This window comes from Hymenobacter lucidus, from assembly GCF_020447265.1.
Taxonomy (GTDB): domain Bacteria; phylum Bacteroidota; class Bacteroidia; order Cytophagales; family Hymenobacteraceae; genus Hymenobacter; species Hymenobacter lucidus.
In genome coordinates this window covers 221,299-240,453 of sequence record NZ_JAJADR010000006.1, presented here as the reverse complement: position 1 = coordinate 240,453, position 19,155 = coordinate 221,299, and the positions used below count along the sequence as shown (strand labels likewise).

Here is a 19,155-nt window from a genome sequence, read left to right as displayed (position 1 = left end):
AAGATTTTAGGCGGCGGGCAGCTGGCCCACCCAAGCCCACCCGGTTTGCACAACCAGAAAAGTGCGGCCTTCCGATTGGTAATCATGGTGAGGAAAGCGGAGTAGATAATTGGGCCAACCGTCGGGGTAGTCACAGTCCTCGTGCAGCACTTCCCAGGCATGCGTGGTCCAGATGAGGCGGTCGGCGCCGGGTAGCTCCTGGTACTCGGGCGGCAGGGGCGGGCCGGCGGCTTTGGGTTCTCCGAGCCATTGTTGGAAGTTCTCGTTTGGCTCCTGTATTGCGACGACCACTTGCGAACTGTGAGCAAACTCGGGCTCAACAACCCAGACCGCAGAACAGGCCGGCTCGTTCAGCGTCGCCAGTATAGGTTGCCAGGCAAAAAAGGTTGTGAGCAGGTGCTGCACGGCTAACTGGCGAACTGCACGCGGAGGCTGGCGGTGGTGCCAGTGCCAAATACCCAGCCCTAGCTTATTGTGCTGATGCAGCCAGGTCTGCAGCCTGGTGAGACTCAACTCCCCCGGGGTTGTGCTGGTACGTCGTAACATTCTCAGGTGGCGTTTGCCGCCGCGGACTTTCTTCATAATAAAGCCTGTGAAATAAGGCAACGCAGTCCTGCTAAATAGAGTATAGAAATGCTAAACAGGTATAGTTTATAGCCTCTCATTGCTTAAAATAGAAATAATGGACCAACCCATATGCCCCAAATGCTCTTCGAAAGATGCGGCCAAAAGTGGGGTCGTCGGGGGGCGGCAGCGCTACAAGTGCAAGCACTGCGGCTACCATTTCTCGGTGGCCAAGATAGGCAGAGAAGTCAATACCTACTACGTGGTGAAGGCCCTGCAGCTCTACCTGGAGGGCGTGAGCTACCGCGAAATTGAGCGGCTGCTGGGCGTGAGCCACGTGAGCGTGATGAACTGGGTGAAAAAGTACGCCGTGAGTGCCCCGCGCCAAAGTGAGGCCCGACCCACCAGCCAGGTGCTGAGCCGCGAGGAAGTGCAGACTTACTTCCAGCAGCCCGAAAACCTGGCCGGCGGCACGCTGGTCACCGAGGCCGGCGACAAATTTCTGCTGCTGCGCTGGGAAGGCCCGAGCGGCAAAAAAAGCTGAAGCAGGAGGGAGCAGGCAGCGGGAACCGGATTTTTCGCTTTACTTAAGCGCAGCTTCGGCCATTGTGACCGGCTAACAATCCTGGTTCTTTCCCGCGCCGCCGTTTCGGCCGGCCGGCTCACTCCACCAATTCCCCGTTTATGGCACCCGGCCTCGCTACGCCTAGCTCCGAAACTCCCGCCGCCGAAGATGCCCCGGTAGCCCACGACAACAACGCCGTCGAAACCGGCAAGATCTGGCAGGTCATCACGGCCTCGTCGGTGGGTACGGTCATTGAGTGGTACGATTTCTACATTTTCGGCTCGTTGGCGGCCATCATCGGGCCGGTGCTGTTCGGCTCGGCTGGCAAGCCCGAGGAAACCCTGCTGGGCATGCTGGCCGTGTTTGGCGCGGGCTTCGTGGTGCGGCCGTTTGGGGCGCTGTTCTTCGGCCGCATCGGCGACATGATCGGGCGCAAATACACGTTTCTGCTCACCCTGCTCATCATGGGCGGCTCCACCGTTGTTACGGGCCTGATTCCAAGCTACGACAAAATCGGGCTGGCCGCGCCACTCATCGTGCTGGTGCTGCGCCTGCTGCAGGGCCTGGCCCTGGGCGGCGAATACGGTGGGGCTGCCACCTACGTAGCCGAGCACGCCCCCGACAAGCGGCGCGGCTACTTCACCAGCTTTATTCAGATTACGGCCACCGGCGGCCTGATTCTGAGTATTCTGGTCATTGTCATCACCCGCAAGCTCACGGGCGAAGTGGCCTTCCGGGAGTGGGGCTGGCGGGTGCCGTTTCTGCTCTCGGCCCTGCTGGTGGTGGCTTCCTACTACATCCGGCTCAAGCTGCACGAGTCGCCGCTGTTTGCCAAGGCTAAGGCCGAGGGCAAAACCAGCACTAGTCCCCTGCGCGACTCTTTTATGAACCCCGTAAACCGCCGCCTCGTGCTCGTGGCCCTGTTTGGCGTGACGATGGGGCAGGGCGTTATTTTCTACACCAGCCAGTTTCAGGCCTATTCCTTTATGCAGAATACCCTGAAAATGGACCTCGTGGACGCCAGCATCGTGCTGGTGGTGGCCATGCTGCTGGCCACGCCGCTGTTCGTGTACTTCGGCAGCTTGTCGGACCGCATCGGGCGCAAGCGCATCATCATGACCGGTATGCTCTGCGGGGCGCTCTTCACGGTGCCGCTCTTCTACGGCATCAAGGCCTTTGCCGGCCCCATCACCGAAGTCACACCTGCCACCGTGGATGCCGCCGGCAAAGTGGTGCCCGCCGTCATGAAGGCGCTGGACCCGAACCTGCCGGCCATTATTGCCCTCACGTTTTGCCTGGTTTTGTTCGTTACGATGGTGTACGGACCTATTGCGGCTTACCTGGTGGAGCTATTCCCGACCAAGGTGCGCTACACGTCCCTGTCGGTACCCTACCACATCGGCAACGGCGTATTCGGGGGCTTCGTGCCGCTGGTCGCCACCTGGATTTCGGTGTGGGCCGCCACCCAGCCCGACGGCACGTTCCTCAAAGCCCACAGCAGCCTACTCGGCTTGGTCTATCCGGTCGTTATTGCCCTGATTTGCTTTGTGGTCGGCATGAAATACATGAAGGACGTGCGCAACGTACGGATTATGGACTGAGGCGGGCCAGTTGCTGATTGCAATAGGAACTGTCCTCCTAAGCAGCGCGAAGGACCTTCCTCACCTGAGTGATAAGCGTTGGCAAGAATCGGCCTGGGGTAGGTGGAGAAAGTCCTTCGCGCTGCTCAGGAGGACAGCACAGAAATAGCTACCATTGCACGTGGAAGCACCCTGCCCAAAAATGACTCCCGACCTGGACTATGAAACCCGGCAACCCGAGGCCGACCTGGCATCGATTGTCGAGAGCTTCTGGCGGCTGCAAACCGGGGCCGTAGTTGATAAGCCCATCCTGCTGCTGCCCGACGGCCGGATTGATGTGCTGTTTTCGTATTCCCCAACGGAGCCCCTGCAAGTGATGCTCATGGGCCTGGGTACCCAGGCCGAGCACACCATTCTGGCGGCCGAAACGGTCATCTACGCCGTGAGTTTGCGCCTGCTGGGGGCCGAGTACCTGCTGCACACCCGCGTGGCCGATATTCTGAATAGTGCCCGCCCGCTGCCTGCCAATTTTTGGGGCATCACGCCGGCTGATCTGACCAGTTTCGACCATTTCTGCGCCCGGCTAAGCACCGAGTTGCCTAAGCTGCTTAGTCCGGCCATCGACGCGCGCCGGCAGCGGCTTTTCGAGCTGCTCTACGCCACCGAGGGCGCATTGCCGGTACACGAGCTGGCCGCCGGTGCAGGTTGGAGCAGCCGACAGATCAACCGCTACTTTCAGGAGTATTTTGGATTGTCGCTGAAAACATACTGCGCCATTCTGCGGTTTCGGGCCTCGTTTCCGCAGCTCAAGGCGGGGCGGCTATTTCCCGAGCAGGCCTTTGCCGACCAGGCCCACTTCATCCGGGAAGTGCGCAAGTTTGCCGGCGTCCGGCCCAAAGACTTGGCCCGCAACGAGGACGACCGATTTATACAATTTTCCGCCTGGCCCGCTCTCTAGCTTTGTCTTCGTAATCAACAAACTACGCAAGACAATGCTTCTTACCGGTAAAAAAACGGCCATCATCGGCGGCGGCCCCGGCGGCCTGACCCTGGCCCGCCTGCTGCAGCAGCACGGCGCCGACGTGACCATCTATGAGCGCGACGCCGACCGCCACGCCCGCCAGCAGGGCGCCACCCTCGATTTGCACGACGAATCCGGCCTACGGGCCCTGCGCGCGGCCGGGCTGCTGAGCGCCTTTACGGCCCTCTACCGCCCCGGGGCCGACAAGCTGCGGCTCACCGATGGCCAGGCTACCATCGTGTTCGACCAGCACCAGGAAACCAGTTCGCCCGGCTTCGGTGATGCCCACTTTCGTCCTGAAATTGACCGGGGCCCGCTGCGCGACCTGCTGATTGATTCGCTCCAGCCCCATACCATCGTCTGGAACTGCCAGCTGCGTACGCTGGAGCCCGTGGCCGACGGCTGGCAGCTGCACCTGAGCAACGGTACCACCGCTTACGCCGATTTGGTTATTGGGGCCGATGGCGCCAACTCGAAAGTGCGGCCCCTGGTAACGCCGCTGCCCCCGTTTTTTACGGGTTTTACCGTGGTGGAAGGCAACGTGTACGACGCGGCCCAGCACGCACCCAACCTATGGGCTCTGGTTCGGGGTGGGAAGGTATTTGCCCTTGATGGTGACCAGTCCATTATTCTTAGTGCCAAGGGCGACGGCAGCCTCTCGTTCTACACCTGCCAGCGCAGTACCGAAACCTGGGTGCGCGCCAGTGGCATCAACTTCGAGGACCCGCAGCACGTGGCGGCTTGGTTTGCGCAGGATTTTGCCGGCTGGAGTCCTATCTGGCGCGAGCTGTTCACCGCGCCCGAAGCGGTGTACTTCGTACCGCGCCCGCAGTACTGCATGCCCCTCGACCAGCACTGGGACGCTCAGCTTAGTATAACTCTGCTCGGCGACGCGGCCCACCTGATGCCACCCTACGCCGGCGAAGGCGTGAACATGGCTATGCTCGACGCGCTGGAGCTGAGTAATTGCCTGACCAGCCCGGGTTTTTCCAGCATCCGCCAGGCTATTGGCCACTACGAAACTGCCATGCGCCAGCGGGCAGCGGAAGCCGCCCGGATGTCGATAGAGTCGATGGAGCAGCTGCACTCGCCCGGGGCGCTGGCCTGGATAGGGCAGGTGATGGGTAGCGCAGTGGAGTAGGGGCCAGGCGGGGCGCGGACTAGGGTGAGTTGCTGATTGTGCTATTTCAACTAAGCAAACTGCGACAATACGGGAGGGATGGGGCCCAACTTTTTCGTAAACTGCCGCCCAGACTTCCATTTGCCACACTCTATGCCCCTCGAACACTCCCGTATCCGTACTTTCGAAGAATACCAGGACGCCTACCGCCGCAGCGTGGAAAACCCCGAGCAGTTCTGGGCCGATATAGCCGCGCCCTTCACCTGGCGGCGTAAGTGGAATACCGTGCTCAAAGCCGACCTCGTGGAAGGTCACAACGAGTGGTACAGTGGCGCGAAGCTCAATATCACCGAAAACTGCCTCGACCGGCACCTGGCCACCCGCGGCAACAAGCTCGCCCTGATATGGGAGCCCAACGACCCCAAAACCCGCCAGATTCGCTACACCTACCGCGAGCTGCACCAACAGGTGTGCCAGTTTGCCAACGTGCTGCTCAACAACGGCGTGGAAAAAGGGGACCGGGTGTGTCTCTACATGCCCATGATTCCGCAGCTGGCCATTGCCGTGCTGGCCTGCGCCCGTATCGGGGCCGTGCATTCGGTCATCTTCGCCGGCTTCAGCAGCACCGCCATTGCCGACCGCGTCAACGATGCCCAGGCCTCGGTGGTGCTCACCTCCGACGGGCTGAACCGTGGCCCCAAGCAGATTCCGGTGAAGCGCGTGGTAGATGAGGCACTGGAGCATTGCCCCACGGTGCGCCGCGTGATTGTGGTGGAACACCTGGGCTGGCCCGTGCACATGCAGGAAGGCCGCGACGTATGGTACCACGAAGAAGCCCTGGAAGCCAGCAAGTCGTGCCCGGCCGAGGAAATGGACGCCGAGGATATGCTCTTCATCCTCTACACCTCGGGCAGCACCGGCAAGCCCAAGGGCGTGGTGCACACCACGGCGGGTTATATGGTGTGGGCCGACTATACCTTCCGCAACGTGTTCCAGGTCGAGGAAAACGATATTTACTGGTGTACGGCCGACATTGGCTGGGTTACGGGCCACACGTATCTGCTCTACGGCCCGCTGCTCAGCGGGGCCACCACGCTCATGTTCGAGGGCGTGCCGACCTACCCCGATGCCGGCCGCTTCTGGGAGGTGATTGACAAACACGGCGTAAATGTATTCTACACCGCGCCCACGGCCATTCGCAGCCTGATGGCCACGCCGCTCGACAACGTGCTCAGCTACTCGCTCGACTCGCTGCGGGTGCTGGGCTCGGTGGGCGAGCCCATCAATGAGGAAGCCTGGTATTGGTATTTCACCCACGTGGGCAAGGAGCGCTGCCCCGTCATCGATACCTGGTGGCAAACCGAAACCGGCGGCGTTATGATTTCGGCCCTGGCCGGCGTATCGCCCACCAAGCCGGCTCACGCGGGGCAGCCACTGCCGGGCGTGCGGCCGGTGCTGCTCAGCCAGGAAGGCCAGGAAATAGAGGGCAACGACCAGGAAGGCTACCTGGCCATTAAGGCGCCCTGGCCCGGCATTATCCGCACCACCTACGGCGACCATGAGCGGGCCCGGCAAACCTACTTTGGGCCGTATCCGGGCTACTATTTCACCGGCGACGGGGCCCGGCGCGACGAAGACGGGCTCTACCGTATTATCGGCCGCGTCGATGACGTGATAAACGTGAGCGGGCACCGCTTCGGCACCGCTGAAATCGAAAATGCCATTAACCAGAACCCGCATGTGGTGGAAAGCGCTGTGGTGGGCTACCCCCACGACGTGAAGGGCCAAGGCATCTACGCCTTCGTTATCTGCCGCGACGGGGCCTGCGACAGTGAGGCCGATAAGCCCCACGTGGAAGCCAGCATCATTGAAACCGTGGTGGCCGAAATCGGCAAGATTGCCCGACCCGACAAGATTCAGCTGGTATCGGGGCTGCCCAAAACCCGCTCGGGCAAGATCATGCGGCGCATTCTGCGCAAAGTGGCCGAGGGCGAAACCAGCAACCTAGGCGACACTACCACGCTGCTCGATCCGGGCGTAGTGGACGAGATTGTCAGTGGCCGCAAATAAATTATTTGTCGATGTCTCTTAATAAAAACGCCGGTCTTGATAGTCCGGCGTTTTTATTAAGAGACATCGACAAGCATTACCAGCGGTGGTAGCCCCTACCACTGGGAACTAACTCAAATGTTCTTGTTGATGCCATAGACGTAGTCATCTACGTGACCTTCTCCCGTGTGCTGGGAAGTAATTTCAAAGCCGTTGTCAATCAGAAACTTGCTTACGTATTCTTTGGTTCTGAAAAACTCATTGCCATCCACTCGATAACGAAAGTCGTGGCAGGCAATGGCTACGTTTTTTATCTTGTTGATATGCGCGCCACTAATTGAATCAACAACAAACCTTTCGGCACCTTCAATATTGCATTTAAGCAAATCGATACTGGTTATATTATGTTCCTCCAGAAAGGTGTCTAAGCGGTAGCCTTTAACTGTATAGGTCTTATCCTCCAGCGAGGGGGCTACGTCTCCAATTGTGCCGCCTAAAGAAGAGTCCCCAGCATTGACTAGCTCAACATCGCCATTGGTGCTTCCAATTGCAATATTATATACCTCAGTATTATTAAGATTATTCAGGTATTTTACCTTTTGCAGGACTTCACTCACATCGGGGTTAGCTTCAATGGCGTATACCTTTCCCGTACTGCCAATTCTTTTGGATAATACAATGATTTCTTCACCAATGCCTGCCCCAATATCAATTATTGTATCCCCAGGCTTTACTTGGTACTGATATAGCGCAGTATTATCGCACCAATTTTCAAACTTCTTATAATTATTAAACCAATGTAAAGCATCTGAAGGAAGAAAGGTGCCATTAACATTATAGATAAAATAACGGTCATTATTCAGACTGGTGAAGCCATTTAGCACTTCCCCGTTCAATTTAAACAAGGGTTTCAGCACCAAATACCTTGGGTAGTCAACCTTTACACTTTTTAAAAAGGATCTTATGGCCTTGAGAATTGCTTGTTTCATGAGAGGTGTTTAGCAGCAGTGGGTTAGGGCTGGGTTGGAACGTCTGAGGCAAAGGGCCGTTAAGGCACAATATAGGGCTAACATAATGAAATGGTCTGAGCTATACGGTATTGGGTAGTTAAGAAAGCTCAACGGGCCCGTAATAATTGGCTATAGGTGGGAGCCGGACACCTGTTGAGCGTTTGATAAGTGGCTTTGAGCACTGGCTAGGCACAATAGCCGCTACGATTTCCTGGCACTGGAGGAGTTAGGTTTTTCCAACGAATTGAGGCTATTATTGGGGAAAGTAAAACCTTTCATCCAATCGTGAAACTCGAAAGTTATATAGCGTATGTTGTATACATATAATAGTCAATCAGGTTGAAGAAATGCGGTATAATAATGTTGCGCCAATAACTTTGATATTGGCAAAATAGGGAGTTGGTTACCCCATGTGCCTATGGACCAGGAGGCTGAATTTATTGAATAAGTAATTTCAAAATATATGCAATAATTTATCTATGATTTTTTGTGAAAATTATACATCGCCGCAATAAATTTTCCCTCTTGATTGGTCGTGGTACACAATCGAATTTGGTGTATACAACAAGACCCAGCTGGTGAGCTTACCAGCTGGGTCTTGTTGTTACTGCTTACACTACTGCGAGTTTATTAATAGCGGGGCCGCTTTCGGGATTCCTGCTTGTCACTCTTAGAGCTAAACCAGATAATTGCTCCGGTCGTCAGGGCGGCAATAGTTGCCATTTTGGTTACGAATGCCGTGCGGTTGTACTTCCACTCCACGGCGTAGCCTTTCTCGGCAAATATATTAGGCACCTTGCCGTGCACCAGGTCATCAAGTACGCCTTCCACCACCTGCACCCGGTCGGCCACTATCAGGGGGAGCCAGTGCCGGTAGCGGTTTTCGCTGTAGTGAAAGGCAGCCCGACGAATCAGGCCGCTGAGGCCTGTGGGCGGTATGGTAGTGCCGAATACCGCCGATACATTCGGGCGCTCAATGGAGCGGAGCTTTTCTACATCCTGTGGCTGCAAAGAAGCCGGGCGGTGCTTGCTGTCGGGGTCCTGACCCACGTTCATGCGGGCCCGCATGGGGTAGGTCGGGTCGTTCTTAGGGTCGGCATCTATGCCCCAGCCTTTGATCTGCTTGGGGTCTATCGTTTGATTTTTCATGGTTGGGCGGCGTTACGGGTTGTGGGTTAAGGAATCATCACCGTTTTGATGCAATTGTCCAGCTTGGCCGAGAACATGCGGTAGCCATCGGCCACCTCGGCCAGCGGAATACGGTGCGTAATGAGTCCTTTCGGATTGATAATACCGTTCTGTACGTGCTCTATCAGGCGAGGCAGCAGGCGCTTCACCGAAGCCTGGTTGCCCCGAATGGTGAGGCCCTTGTTAAGCACGTTACCAATCGGAATGAGGTTGTCGGTAGGACCGTAAACGCCCACAATGGACACCACGCCGCCCTTTTTGACCGAGTTGATGGCCCAGTGCAGGGCCGTGGCCGAGCCGGCCTGCAGCAGCAGCTTACGGCCCGTAATGGTTTGCATGGCATTGCCGGCGGCTTCGGCCCCTACGGCGTCAATTACCACGTCAGCGCCCATCCAGTCGGTGATTTTCTTGATAAATACCACCGGATCATCCATTTCCTTGAAGTTGTAGGCCTCACAATAGGAGTAGCCCCGGGCAAATTCGAGGCGGTAGTCTTCCTGGTCGATAATGATGACGCGGCCGGCACCAAATAGCCAGGCACAGCGCGCCGCCATAATGCCGATGGGACCAGCGCCGAATACTACCACCGTGTCGCCGGTCTGGATGCCGGCCATTTCGGCGGCCTGGTAGCCGGTGGGCACCACGTCGGTCAGCAGCACGGCATCATCCAAATCCATACCCTCGGGAATGATGGTGGGCCCCACGTTGGCATACGGTACGCGGGCGTATTCGGCTTGCCCGCCGTCGAAGCCGCCGGCCGTGTGCGAGTAGCCGAAGATGGCCCCAACGGCCGTAGCTTCGGTATTCGATTCGTGGCAGTTGCCGAACATGCCCTGGCGGCAGAAGTGACATTCGCCGCAGGCAATATTGAAGGGCACAATTATCCGGTCACCGGTTTTTACTTTGGTAACTTCCGAGCCAACTTCTACGACTTCGCCGACGAATTCATGCCCGAAAGTAGAGCCTACGCGCGTATCGGGCACGTTACCGTTGTATAAGTGAAGGTCGGAGCCACAGATGCAGGTGCGCAGAACTTTGACAATGGCATCCTGCGGATGTTTTATTTCCGGCATGGGCTTTTGCACGGCACGGACCCGCTTCGGGCCCCGGTAATCCATAGCTAGCATACAGTTTTGGGTAAGGTTGTGGAGGAAAAGAGAGTGGGTGTACTACCTCTGGTATACATAAGACTTACTACCCTTCATGTTTAAAGTTGTGAGCAGTTAAATAATCCGAAGCAATTGCGTGTTTATACCCATGATATGTGTTATAAATACGTATTTATTGGGTAAAAATCGGGGCTCTCGTTGCTGGTGTATCCTATTTTATAGATATTATTAGATTCTAAAGTGCCAGATTCATGTACATAACGTCAGCAGTTCAACCCATTTCTTTACGCTTATGGACACTCCCCAAAAAGAACCGCTCCCTACTACTACATTTCAGCCCAAAAGCCTGGAGGAGTCAGTAATGGAGGCGCTGAACATGCTTGATCCGGCCACCGCTATGCACGAGTTAGAACTCCTGGACGAAACCGAAGACGCGTCTTCCCCGGTGCCACCCGATTCTTCTAAGAAAAGAGGTGATGAATAAGCGGCTATCCGGCATAAAAAAGGTCCGTTCTGACTAACAGAACGGACCTTTCTGGTTGTATAAGAAGTAGCTGTCTACAGCGGATTGGCTGGTAGCACCGTGCCTCGTACTTCGCCAAACCCAATGCGCAGGCCATCCTTCTGACAGTAGCCGCGCATAGTTACCGTGTCGCCATCGAGCAGAAACTTGCGCTCCGAACCATCGGCCAGGGGCAAGGGCTTAGTGCCTTTCCAGGCCAACTCCAGCATCGAGCCAAACGAGTCGGGCGTGTGGCCGCTGATGGTGCCACTGGCGTACAGGTCGCCTACCTGCAGGTTGCAGCCGTTACTGGTCTGGTGGGTAAGCTGCTGGGCCATGCTCCAGTACATATACTGGAAGTTGGACTCACAAACTGTCGTTTCCGGGCCGCCCTCGGGCTGAATAGTAACCTGCAGGTTGATATCGAAGTTGTGGGCATCTACCTGACGCAGATAGAGCAGGGGCTCGGGTTCCTGCAATGGCCCGGCCACCCGGAAGGGCTCCAGCGCATCGAGCGTTACCACCCACGGCGACACGCTACTGCCGAAGCTCTTACCCAGAAACGGCCCCAGCGGCACGTATTCCCAGCTTTGAATGTCGCGCGCGCTCCAGTCGTTGAACAGCACCAGCCCGAAAATGTGCTCCTCGGCATATTGCAGCGGCACGGGGTGGCCCAGCTCGGTATTCTGCCCCCCGATGAAGGCTACTTCCAGCTCAAAGTCGAGCTGCTGGGAGGCGCCGAAGGTGGGTGCGGTGGCGTCGGGGGCCTTGCGCTGCCCGTTGGGCCGGCGCACGTCGGTGCCGCTCACCACGATGCTGCTGGCCCGGCCGTGGTAGCCAATCGGGATGTGGCGCCAGTTGGGCAGCAGCGCATTGGCCGGGTCGCGGAACATGATGCCCACGTTGGTGGCATGCTCGATGCTGGAGTAGAAATCGGTGTAGTTGTGGGGCTTTACCGGGCGCAGCATCTGCACCTCGCTCTGGCGCACTAGGCAGCTGCGCATAGCTTCCTCGTTGTCGCGCAGGGTGCCGTTGTCGTGGCGCAGCAGCTCCGACACCCGCAGGCGCACTGCCCGCCACACCGGCCGGCCCAGGGCAATAAATTGGTTGAGCGAGCGGCGGCGGAATACCTTGGGCTGGGTCGGAATGTCGAGGTCTTCGAAAAAGCCGAACTGGCTTACCGCGTACAGATCAAGCACGTAGTCGCCGATGGCGACGCCCACCCGCGGACCACGCTCCGGGGTTTCAAAAATGCCGAAGGGTAGGTTCTGAATGGGAAAATCGTGGGTCGGGGCAATATCAATCCAGGAGTGCAGCGCGGGGTTGTTCGGGTTGGGCATAGGAAAGGAATAGCGTAGGGTGATGGGCAAAGATAGGAGAGGGCACTGAACGGCGCGGCCATTGGGTAGAACCGGGCGAAGCTGCTACCTTGAGCTGCGGCTCCAAGTAGCGCTAGTGCTGGAACCGACCTATCCCACAACTTGGTAACAAAAGAACTTATGGCACCAACAGCCCAACTGCTGGAAGATAGTCTGCTCGTGATTTGGAATGACCGAAATGCGGACAGGCGTTTGGATGCAATGCAAAAAATATACGCATCAGATATTCATTTTTATGAAAGTAATACAGGAGAAGCCATTGTCGGACATCAAGAAATAAATGACCTTATCTCAAAGTTGCAGGCGGCATGGCCGATTGAATTCCAGTTCCAATTAAGCAAGCCTGCACAGGTAAATCACACGACACAAGTGGCCTTCTGGAAGCTTGGCCCTGAAGGAATGCAATCGGTTGCAACCGGAATGGATGTAGCTATTATTGAGAATGAGGTAATTAAATCCTTGTATCTGTTTTTGGACGTTGAAGAGAGCGTAACTAAGGAAACGGACTAAAAGCCCTATTAGCGACAGGATAGGTTAAGGAGCTGAACGATGCAGCCGTCGGGCGGAATTGAGGAAGCTGCTACCTTAAAGCGCGGCAACTCTCGCTAAGTTGCTGCCGCCACATTATGCAGGATAATAGCCGAAATATATCTGGTGTATACCCCTTGGGGCAAAACCTGAAAACGGAACAATCATGTTTGACGAAGATTTTTTAAAGCAATTAGCAAAGGATGAGGTAAGAGGTAATTTTCCGCCATTCCACACAGGTAACATCAAGCAGGTTGAAAAGTATGTTAAAGTAATTGTTGACAGGCTCAAAGATGATCATCAACTAATCGTGGAGCCTGATTTTAGCTATTATGGCAGTGGATTCGCCTCCTACATACCAGTCAGAATTTCTAAGAAAGATAAGTCCGATACCAAGGCACTACAGGAGAGAAATAGAATGACTTATTATACAAAAGGGCTTTTAGTATATATATCCAATCTGACACCTTACTGGTATTATGGTGCCTCCGAATGGTCCGTAACTACGGAAAATGGGAAAGTCGTAGGTGGGTCGTCAGGATTTATAAGGCCCGAGAGTATTGCTGAGGTAAACAAGGAGCTGTGGGGTGAAAAAATCGACCGGGTAAAAGACACTTTTCATCAGTATAGGTATAATCTGTTAACACAAGAGGAGCTTGCGCAGCAAGTTGATTTTGATATTAGTGTTCGAACAGTGCTTGCCGATAAACCCTACGAGGTTTTTGACTTTTTCTTTCATTGGTCTGATTAGCGCGTCAATACCAACAGCGGTAAGCATAGTAATAGGTAATTGTGTAAATCGCGCAACGCCTATGTAAACAAGCTTGGTTTCTAAGCTTGTGAATGCGGTTTTCTGATTTTATCGGAGGCCTCTCGGCTTGGCAGGCGTTAAAACTCTGCTCTTGATGCTGCAGAACCAGCGAAGCACAGGGGAAAGGGTTTCTTCTTCGCTTACCATAGAAGCACGTCAGTGGCCGGGATAACGCAAAAAAAGCCAGCTTCCGCAAGGAAAGCTGGCTTTTTACAATTAAAACAGAATTCTAAAACTCCGGCGTGGGCACCGGGGCCGGCGACACGGGGTGGCCGGTCTGGCCGGCGGGCTGCTCGGCCATGGAGGTACCGTTGATGGCCTCTACCCGCACGATTTCGGGCACGGCTTTCTTCACCGACTCTTCCACGCCGGCTTTGAGCGTCATCGGCGACATGGGGCAGGTGCCGCAGGCGCCCAGCAGCTCCAGCTGGAGCACCAGCTCGTCGGTAATGTCGAGCACGCGCACGTTGCCGCCGTCGGCCGCCAGGTAGGGGCGAATCGTGTCGAGGGCCTGCTCAACGCGGGCCAGCAAAGGGTGCTCAAGAACTGCGGAAGAATTCATTCGGAAGGAATTGGCACTGACGCCGGCATCAGTGAAATAGAAGCAAAGATAGGCTTTTTGGCGGCCTGAAAGGTAACAGCCGGCGCGGCAGCAAAGTTGCCGGCCCGCGGCTAAAGTGCGTCAGCCGGCGGTTACGACTTCATTTCCACCACCTGCGTGCGGGGTGCTACGGCGTTGCGAATGGATACCTGCCGGGCCAGCTCCTCGGCTAGCTGCTCAAACAATGCGGCGGCCGGCGTACCGGGCTGGGTAATGGCGGGCGTGCCGAAGTCGCCGTTTTCGCGGATGCTCTGCACCAGCGGAATCTGGCCCAGCAGGGCTACTTCGTGCTTGTCGGCCAGAGCCTTGCCACCGCCTTCGCCGAAGATGAAGTAGCGGTTGTCGGGCAATTCGGCGGGCGTAAACCAGGCCATATTCTCCACAATGCCCAGCACCGGCACGTTGATCTGGGGCTGGCGGAACATCTGCAGCCCCTTCTGAGCATCGGCCAGAGCCACTTTCTGCGGTGTGGTCACGATGAGGGCGCCAGTAACGGGCACCGTTTGTACCAGCGTGAGGTGGATGTCGGAGGTTCCGGGGGGCATGTCGATGAGCAGGTAGTCCAGGTCGTCCCACTGCACTTCGGTGATAAACTGTTTCAGGGCCGACGAGGCCATGGGGCCGCGCCACACGATGGCGTTATCGGAAGGGGCCAGGAAGCCGATGCTCATCAGCTTGACGCCGAACTTCTCGATGGGCTGAATCAGGTTGCGGCCGTCGGGGCCCTGGAATACGTGTGGGCGGGCATCTTCCACACCAAACATGAGCGGCATGCTGGGGCCGGAAATGTCGGCATCGACGAGGCCCACTTTGGCGCCGGTGCGGGCCAGGGCAATGGCCAAGTTGGCCGTAACGGTGCTTTTGCCCACGCCCCCTTTGCCCGAGGCAATGGCAATGATGTTTTTGACGCCCTTGAGCACGGCCGAGTTGGCGGCCCGGGCCGTCGTCACGCGCGAGGTCAGGTTCACTTTCACGTCCGCGTCCTTATCCACCATCGTGTGGATGGCGCGCACGCAGGCGTTATGAATCAGCTCCTTGAGCGGACAAGCGGGCGTGGTGAGAATGACGGAAAACGAGACGGTTTTGCCGTCGATATGCACGTCCTCAATCATGTTGAGGGTCACGAGGTCTTTGCCCAGATCGGGCTCTTCCACGTAGCTGAGGGCCTTGAGGACGTCTTCTTTGGTAATAGCCATAGGTCAGGAATGCAGAATGCGGACTGCAAAGATAACCCGGAAATGCGGGCGGAAGTTACCGGACGCGGAAGAGTAAGTTTTATAGCAGAGCTATTCGCTTTTCGTCTCTCATCCTGAACGAAGTGAAAGCCTGTCCTCACCTGAGTGACAAACGTAATTCAATGCACGAAGCCCTTTTGTCGTGCTATAACAGAAAGGTCTGATGCGTTAGCAATGCTGCGGTGGGGTAGGCGAGGAAGGTCCTGCGCAGGCGGACGCCAGATCAAGGATGACGGGTCCGGGTCTGGCAATAACAGTTTCCAGAAAAATAATTCCTGCTTTGCTGTAACCTTCCCGTTGTGGCGCGGTGTCCACAATCAAATAACCTTCACTACCTACCTTCAGCCCGGTTGGACTCGCTTACTGACAATGCGCTTATGCTCCGGGTAAAAGCCGGCGACGTGGACCGAATGGGCCTGCTCTTCGAGCGGTACCACCGCAAGCTCTTCGGCTTTCTCTACCACATGCTGGGGCGCGCCGATACCAGCGAAGACCTGGTGCAGACCGTGTTTTACCGGATGCTCAAGTACCGGCACACCTACACGGCCGACGGCGAGTTTCGTACCTGGATGTACCATTTGGCCCGCAACGTACTGGCCGACCACATCAAGAAGAATCGCCACAGCACCCACCACGCCGACGTGGCCGACTTTGCCGAGAAGATAGGCGGGGGCACCCAGGCCGACGAGAGCCTGCAGCGCGAGCAGGAAGTAGCTACCCTGCACCAAGCGCTGAGCCACCTGAGCGCCGAAAACCGCGAAGTGTTGATTCTGAGCCGGTTTCAGGAGCTGAAGTACGGGGAAATAGCACGGGTGTTGAATACGACCGAAGGCGCGGTGAAAGTGCGGGTGCACCGGGCTATGAACGAGCTGAAAACCATTTACCTGCGCATTGAAAACTGACGGGATGGACATGAACTGTGAACAGGCTCAGCAAGAGCTATTGGATTATCTGAGCAAAGAGTTGCCGGCCGAAGAGCAGACCCGCGTGGAAGCCCACCTAGCTCACTGCGCCGGTTGCCAGGAGGAATTGCAGGCGCTGCGGCAAGTGTGGCACACGCTGGGTGCCGTGCCGGTGCCCGAGCCGAGCGAAAACCTGCGCCCGGCCTTTTACTCGATGCTGGCCGCCTACAAGGAAGAAGAAGCCGCCAAGCCCACGTTTTCCCTTACTGGTATTTGGGAGAAAATGCAGGCGTGGCTGGTACCTGGTTCGGCGCTGCGGCTGGCCTACGGGCTGGGGCTGCTGGTGATGGGCCTTGTGGCCGGCTACTGGCTGAATAGCTCGCCCAAAGCTGTGGCTCCCGCTACTGCCGATCAGCAGCAGCTGGCGGCCCTGACGAGCCAAGTGGAGCAGATGCGGCAGGTGATGCTGTTGTCGCTCATCGAAAACCCTTCGGCCACCGAGCGGCTGCGGGCCGTGAGCTACACCAAGGAGCTGAGCGGGGCCAACGACCGGGTGGTGGATGCCTTGCTGAGCACGCTCAACCACGACGAAAACGTGAATGTGCGTCTGGCTACCCTCGAAGCCCTGGCCCAGCTGGCCCACGAGCCCAACGTGCGTCTGGGGCTGGTAAAAGCCCTCAAGAACCAGGATTCGCCGCTGGTGCAGTCGGCGCTGGCCGATGTGATGGTGCAGCTCCAGGAGCGCCGCTCGGTGCAGCCCCTGCGCCGCCTGCTCAATCAGCCCGGCCTGAATAAAGCGGTAAAAAGTAAGATTGAAGAAAGTCTGAAAAACCTCTCCAACGGCCGGCCTGCCGCGCCCTCAACCACTGAACCCTACCATGAAACGGATTACACCCCTCAGCCTGCTGACCCTGCTGGTACTGCTGTCTAGCTGCCAGGCCAAGGCCCAGAGCCGCGAGTTCAAAGAGCAGATTACCCGGGAGTTTACCCTTACTTCCGACCCCGGCCGCAGCGTGCTGGCCATCTACAACATCGACGGCGGCGTGCGGGTGCAGGGCTACTCAGGCAACAAAGTCGTGCTTGAAATTACCCGCATCATCCGGGCCGACGATGCGCAAACCCTGGAGCTGGGCAAAAAGGAAGCCGTGCTCGGCTTCACCCAGCGCAACGACAGCATTGTGGCTTACCTGGCCGGCCCCTTCGATGCCCGGCCCCGCAACCACCGCAACCAGAACCACCGCGACATTGAGTACCACTACTCGTTTGACTACGTGGTGAAGGTGCCGGCCCAGATGAGCCTCGTGGTTTCTACCATCAACAACGGGGCCGTGACGGTGGAGGATGTGAGCGGCCGGCTGAAGGCTCACAACATCAACGGGGCCGTGACGCTCAAAAACGTGCAAGGCATCACCGACGCCCGCACCATCAACGGTGACGTGGAGGCCGCCTACCTAAGCAGCCCGGCCGGCAACTGCTCCTACAGCACCATCAACGGCGACATTAAGGTGACCTACCCGGCCGACGTGGCCGCCGACGTGCACTTCAAGAGCATGCACGGCGAGCTGCTCACCGACTTTCCCAACGTGGAAAGCCTACCGGTACAAGTAGTGCAGAACAAGCAAAGCACCACCGGCGGCACCAAGTACAAACTCTCCAAAGGCACGGCTGTGCGGCTGGGCAAGGGCGGCAACGACTTCCGTTTCGAAACCCTGAACGGCGACGTGACCATCAAACGCAAACCCTAATGAAAACCCCTCCATACCGGCTGGTGCCCAACTGCCACGCCCTGCGCATCTACCTTACGGCCTTACTCTTGCTGACGGCCGGCGCCGTTTTGGCCCAGAATAAGGAGCAGCTGGTGGTGCCGCTCAGCTCACCTGGCAAGCCCGGCCTGCTCAAAGTCAAAACCGTGAATGGCTCCATCACCGTGCTGGGCTACAGTGGCAAAGACGTCATCATCGACGCCAGCACCAAAGCCCGCGGCCGGGACGACGAGGACGACAAGCCCCGGGAAAGCGGCGGTATGCGGCGCATTTCCGGCAAAGCCGGCTTCGACGTGACGGCCGAGGAAAACGACAACCGCGTGACCATCAATTCGAACTCCTGGCAGCAGCCCACCAACCTGACCATTAAAGTGCCCCAGCGCTTCTCGCTACAGATCGGGACCGTAAACGACGGCGACATTCTCGTCGAAAACGTGACGGGGGAGCTGGAAGTGAGCAACGTGAACGGCGACGTGGTGCTGCGGCAGGTAGCGGGCTCGGCCGTGGCCAACACGGTGAACGGCGCTATCAAAGCCACCTTCAAATCGGTAACCGGCGGCTCACCAATGGCCTTTTCCACCGTAAACGGCGAAGTAGACGTGACGCTGCCCGCCTCGGCCAAAGCCGCGCTGAAGCTTAAGTCGGACCAGGGCGAAATCTACAGCGACTTCGACCTAGTAACGGATAAAAGCCCGGCCAAGGTGAGCCGCACCACCCAGAACGGGGTCTACCGCCTCAACGCCGACGGCTGGACTTACGGCAAGCTCAACGGCGGCGGCGCGGAAATCATGATGAAGTCCCTGATGGGCAACATCTACATCCGCAAGGCTAAGTAGCTTGTAATCTTCATAGAAGATTGACTTTTTCGCAACCTTCTGCCGCACATTATCGGTAGTAAAAAGAGTAACCCGGCAATCTGCCACGCCTTAGGAGTCGCTGCAACGGCTCCGGGCGTTTTGGGGGCGCGCTGGTGAGTGTCGCGCCCACAATCGGGCAGAAAACGTCAGCCGCCGCCGGGCGAAACGCGGCTGACAATCCTTCGGAAGGCGGCCTCTGCACGAGCAGGGGCCGCCTTTCTCTATTTTGGCCGGGATGCAGAGAGGCAACCTTGCGTCTCAATCGGTGCTGGGCGTTGTTCTGTTATTGTAATATGCGGGTTCAATTGTTCAACGATTGAGATACAAGGTTGCCTCTCTGCATCCAAAACGAAAACAACCATTTCGGCCCC

The 19,155-nt window shown here is 57.1% G+C and carries 19 protein-coding genes; 12 read left to right on the top strand and 7 right to left on the bottom strand.

Annotated features, from left to right (window positions below; translation table 11 throughout):
• Nucleotides 1–6: 6 nt before the first annotated feature.
• Nucleotides 7–291 (bottom strand): hypothetical protein, encoded by a 285-nt coding sequence (locus tag LGH74_RS19355; RefSeq protein WP_226178251.1) that lies wholly within the window; start codon nt 289–291, stop codon nt 7–9.
• 391 nt (nt 292–682) lie between these two features.
• Here LGH74_RS19355 and LGH74_RS19350 point away from each other — a divergent pair, with 391 nt between their 5' ends.
• The 5 genes from LGH74_RS19350 to acs all read left to right on the top strand — a co-directional run bounded on the left by LGH74_RS19350 (nt 683) and on the right by acs (nt 6,920).
• Entirely contained in the window at nt 683–1,108 is a 426-nt protein-coding gene (locus LGH74_RS19350; protein ID WP_226178245.1) for an IS1/IS1595 family N-terminal zinc-binding domain-containing protein, read from the top strand.
• 140 nt (nt 1,109–1,248) lie between these two features.
• Entirely contained in the window at nt 1,249–2,730 is a 1,482-nt protein-coding gene (locus LGH74_RS19345) for an MFS transporter (protein WP_226178243.1), read from the top strand.
• A gap of 181 nt (nt 2,731–2,911) precedes the next feature.
• Nucleotides 2,912–3,667, top strand: coding sequence for a helix-turn-helix domain-containing protein (locus LGH74_RS19340; protein WP_226178241.1), 756 nt, complete (start codon nt 2,912–2,914; stop codon nt 3,665–3,667).
• Between the two features lie 34 nt (nt 3,668–3,701).
• Nucleotides 3,702–4,871: an FAD-dependent oxidoreductase gene (locus tag LGH74_RS19335; protein WP_226178239.1), complete on the top strand. Its 1,170-nt coding sequence runs from the start codon at nt 3,702–3,704 to the stop codon at nt 4,869–4,871.
• Nucleotides 4,872–5,003: 132 nt separating this feature from the next.
• Nucleotides 5,004–6,920, top strand: a complete 1,917-nt coding sequence (gene acs / locus LGH74_RS19330) for an acetate--CoA ligase (protein ID WP_226178231.1) — start codon at nt 5,004–5,006, stop codon at nt 6,918–6,920.
• A gap of 113 nt (nt 6,921–7,033) precedes the next feature.
• On the opposite strand, the gene LGH74_RS19325 is transcribed toward acs, so the two are convergent.
• The 3 genes from LGH74_RS19325 to LGH74_RS19315 form a co-directional block, all read right to left on the bottom strand.
• Nucleotides 7,034–7,888, bottom strand: a complete 855-nt coding sequence (locus LGH74_RS19325) for an FkbM family methyltransferase (RefSeq protein WP_226178229.1) — start codon at nt 7,886–7,888, stop codon at nt 7,034–7,036.
• Nucleotides 7,889–8,539: 651 nt separating this feature from the next.
• Nucleotides 8,540–9,058 (bottom strand): hypothetical protein, encoded by a 519-nt coding sequence (locus tag LGH74_RS19320; RefSeq protein ID WP_226178227.1) that lies wholly within the window; start codon nt 9,056–9,058, stop codon nt 8,540–8,542.
• Between the two features lie 26 nt (nt 9,059–9,084).
• Nucleotides 9,085–10,224 carry a zinc-dependent alcohol dehydrogenase gene (locus LGH74_RS19315; protein ID WP_226178224.1) on the bottom strand — a complete coding sequence of 380 codons (1,140 nt, stop codon included), beginning with the start codon at nt 10,222–10,224 and terminating at the stop codon, nt 9,085–9,087.
• Nucleotides 10,225–10,498: 274 nt separating this feature from the next.
• Here LGH74_RS19315 and LGH74_RS19310 point away from each other — a divergent pair, with 274 nt between their 5' ends.
• On the top strand, nt 10,499–10,690 hold the full coding sequence (locus tag LGH74_RS19310; RefSeq protein WP_226178217.1) for a hypothetical protein: 192 nt from the start codon (nt 10,499–10,501) through the stop codon (nt 10,688–10,690).
• Nucleotides 10,691–10,764: 74 nt separating this feature from the next.
• Here the strand turns inward: LGH74_RS19310 and fahA are convergent, their stop codons facing one another.
• The gene (gene fahA, locus LGH74_RS19305; protein WP_226178215.1) at nt 10,765–12,048 is read right to left on the bottom strand and encodes a fumarylacetoacetase; all 1,284 of its coding nucleotides are present in this window, start codon (nt 12,046–12,048) and stop codon (nt 10,765–10,767) included.
• A gap of 141 nt (nt 12,049–12,189) precedes the next feature.
• On the opposite strand from fahA, the gene LGH74_RS19300 reads away from it, so the two are divergent.
• Nucleotides 12,190–12,597 carry a hypothetical protein gene (locus tag LGH74_RS19300; RefSeq protein ID WP_226178213.1) on the top strand — a complete coding sequence of 136 codons (408 nt, stop codon included), beginning with the start codon at nt 12,190–12,192 and terminating at the stop codon, nt 12,595–12,597.
• A 184-nt stretch (nt 12,598–12,781) separates the two neighbouring features.
• On the top strand, nt 12,782–13,366 hold the full coding sequence (locus tag LGH74_RS19295) for a hypothetical protein (RefSeq protein WP_226178211.1): 585 nt from the start codon (nt 12,782–12,784) through the stop codon (nt 13,364–13,366).
• Nucleotides 13,367–13,655: 289 nt separating this feature from the next.
• Here the strand turns inward: LGH74_RS19295 and LGH74_RS19290 are convergent, their stop codons facing one another.
• Together LGH74_RS19290 and LGH74_RS19285 are read right to left on the bottom strand one after the other, a co-directional pair.
• Nucleotides 13,656–13,988: a NifU family protein gene (locus tag LGH74_RS19290; RefSeq protein WP_226178209.1), complete on the bottom strand. Its 333-nt coding sequence runs from the start codon at nt 13,986–13,988 to the stop codon at nt 13,656–13,658.
• A 131-nt stretch (nt 13,989–14,119) separates the two neighbouring features.
• Nucleotides 14,120–15,223 (bottom strand): Mrp/NBP35 family ATP-binding protein, encoded by a 1,104-nt coding sequence (locus LGH74_RS19285; protein WP_226178207.1) that lies wholly within the window; start codon nt 15,221–15,223, stop codon nt 14,120–14,122.
• Between the two features lie 416 nt (nt 15,224–15,639).
• Between LGH74_RS19285 and LGH74_RS19280 the strand changes: the two genes are divergently transcribed.
• From LGH74_RS19280 to LGH74_RS19265, 4 genes are read left to right on the top strand one after another with little or no spacing between them, the layout of a single operon-like run.
• Nucleotides 15,640–16,164: an RNA polymerase sigma factor gene (locus tag LGH74_RS19280; RefSeq protein WP_226178205.1), complete on the top strand. Its 525-nt coding sequence runs from the start codon at nt 15,640–15,642 to the stop codon at nt 16,162–16,164.
• On the top strand, nt 16,154–17,095 hold the full coding sequence (locus LGH74_RS19275) for a HEAT repeat domain-containing protein (RefSeq protein ID WP_226178203.1): 942 nt from the start codon (nt 16,154–16,156) through the stop codon (nt 17,093–17,095). The genes LGH74_RS19280 and LGH74_RS19275 overlap by 11 nt, the downstream gene beginning before the upstream one ends.
• Nucleotides 17,043–17,909, top strand: a complete 867-nt coding sequence (locus LGH74_RS19270; protein WP_226178202.1) for a DUF4097 family beta strand repeat-containing protein — start codon at nt 17,043–17,045, stop codon at nt 17,907–17,909. The genes LGH74_RS19275 and LGH74_RS19270 overlap by 53 nt, the downstream gene beginning before the upstream one ends.
• On the top strand, nt 17,909–18,763 hold the full coding sequence (locus LGH74_RS19265; protein WP_226178200.1) for a DUF4097 family beta strand repeat-containing protein: 855 nt from the start codon (nt 17,909–17,911) through the stop codon (nt 18,761–18,763). Before LGH74_RS19270 ends, LGH74_RS19265 begins: the two co-directional genes overlap by 1 nt.
• Nucleotides 18,764–19,155: the final 392 nt, after the last annotated feature.

Excerpts from the sequence above, each read along its gene's own strand:
- LGH74_RS19350 (WP_226178245.1), top strand. The coding sequence starts at position 683 with ATGGACCAACCCATATGCCCCAAATGCTCTTCGAAAGATGCGGCCAAA.
- LGH74_RS19345 (WP_226178243.1), top strand. The coding sequence starts at position 1,249 with ATGGCACCCGGCCTCGCTACGCCTAGCTCCGAAACTCCCGCCGCCGAA.
- LGH74_RS19340 (WP_226178241.1), top strand. The coding sequence starts at position 2,912 with ATGACTCCCGACCTGGACTATGAAACCCGGCAACCCGAGGCCGACCTG.
- LGH74_RS19335 (WP_226178239.1), top strand. The coding sequence starts at position 3,702 with ATGCTTCTTACCGGTAAAAAAACGGCCATCATCGGCGGCGGCCCCGGC.
- acs (WP_226178231.1), top strand. The coding sequence starts at position 5,004 with ATGCCCCTCGAACACTCCCGTATCCGTACTTTCGAAGAATACCAGGAC.
- LGH74_RS19325 (WP_226178229.1), bottom strand. The coding sequence starts at position 7,888 with ATGAAACAAGCAATTCTCAAGGCCATAAGATCCTTTTTAAAAAGTGTA.
- LGH74_RS19320 (WP_226178227.1), bottom strand. The coding sequence starts at position 9,058 with ATGAAAAATCAAACGATAGACCCCAAGCAGATCAAAGGCTGGGGCATA.
- LGH74_RS19315 (WP_226178224.1), bottom strand. The coding sequence starts at position 10,224 with ATGCTAGCTATGGATTACCGGGGCCCGAAGCGGGTCCGTGCCGTGCAA.
- LGH74_RS19310 (WP_226178217.1), top strand. The coding sequence starts at position 10,499 with ATGGACACTCCCCAAAAAGAACCGCTCCCTACTACTACATTTCAGCCC.
- fahA (WP_226178215.1), bottom strand. The coding sequence starts at position 12,048 with ATGCCCAACCCGAACAACCCCGCGCTGCACTCCTGGATTGATATTGCC.
- LGH74_RS19295 (WP_226178211.1), top strand. The coding sequence starts at position 12,782 with ATGTTTGACGAAGATTTTTTAAAGCAATTAGCAAAGGATGAGGTAAGA.
- LGH74_RS19290 (WP_226178209.1), bottom strand. The coding sequence starts at position 13,988 with ATGAATTCTTCCGCAGTTCTTGAGCACCCTTTGCTGGCCCGCGTTGAG.
- LGH74_RS19285 (WP_226178207.1), bottom strand. The coding sequence starts at position 15,223 with ATGGCTATTACCAAAGAAGACGTCCTCAAGGCCCTCAGCTACGTGGAA.
- LGH74_RS19280 (WP_226178205.1), top strand. The coding sequence starts at position 15,640 with ATGCTCCGGGTAAAAGCCGGCGACGTGGACCGAATGGGCCTGCTCTTC.
- LGH74_RS19270 (WP_226178202.1), top strand. The coding sequence starts at position 17,043 with ATGAAACGGATTACACCCCTCAGCCTGCTGACCCTGCTGGTACTGCTG.
- LGH74_RS19265 (WP_226178200.1), top strand. The coding sequence starts at position 17,909 with ATGAAAACCCCTCCATACCGGCTGGTGCCCAACTGCCACGCCCTGCGC.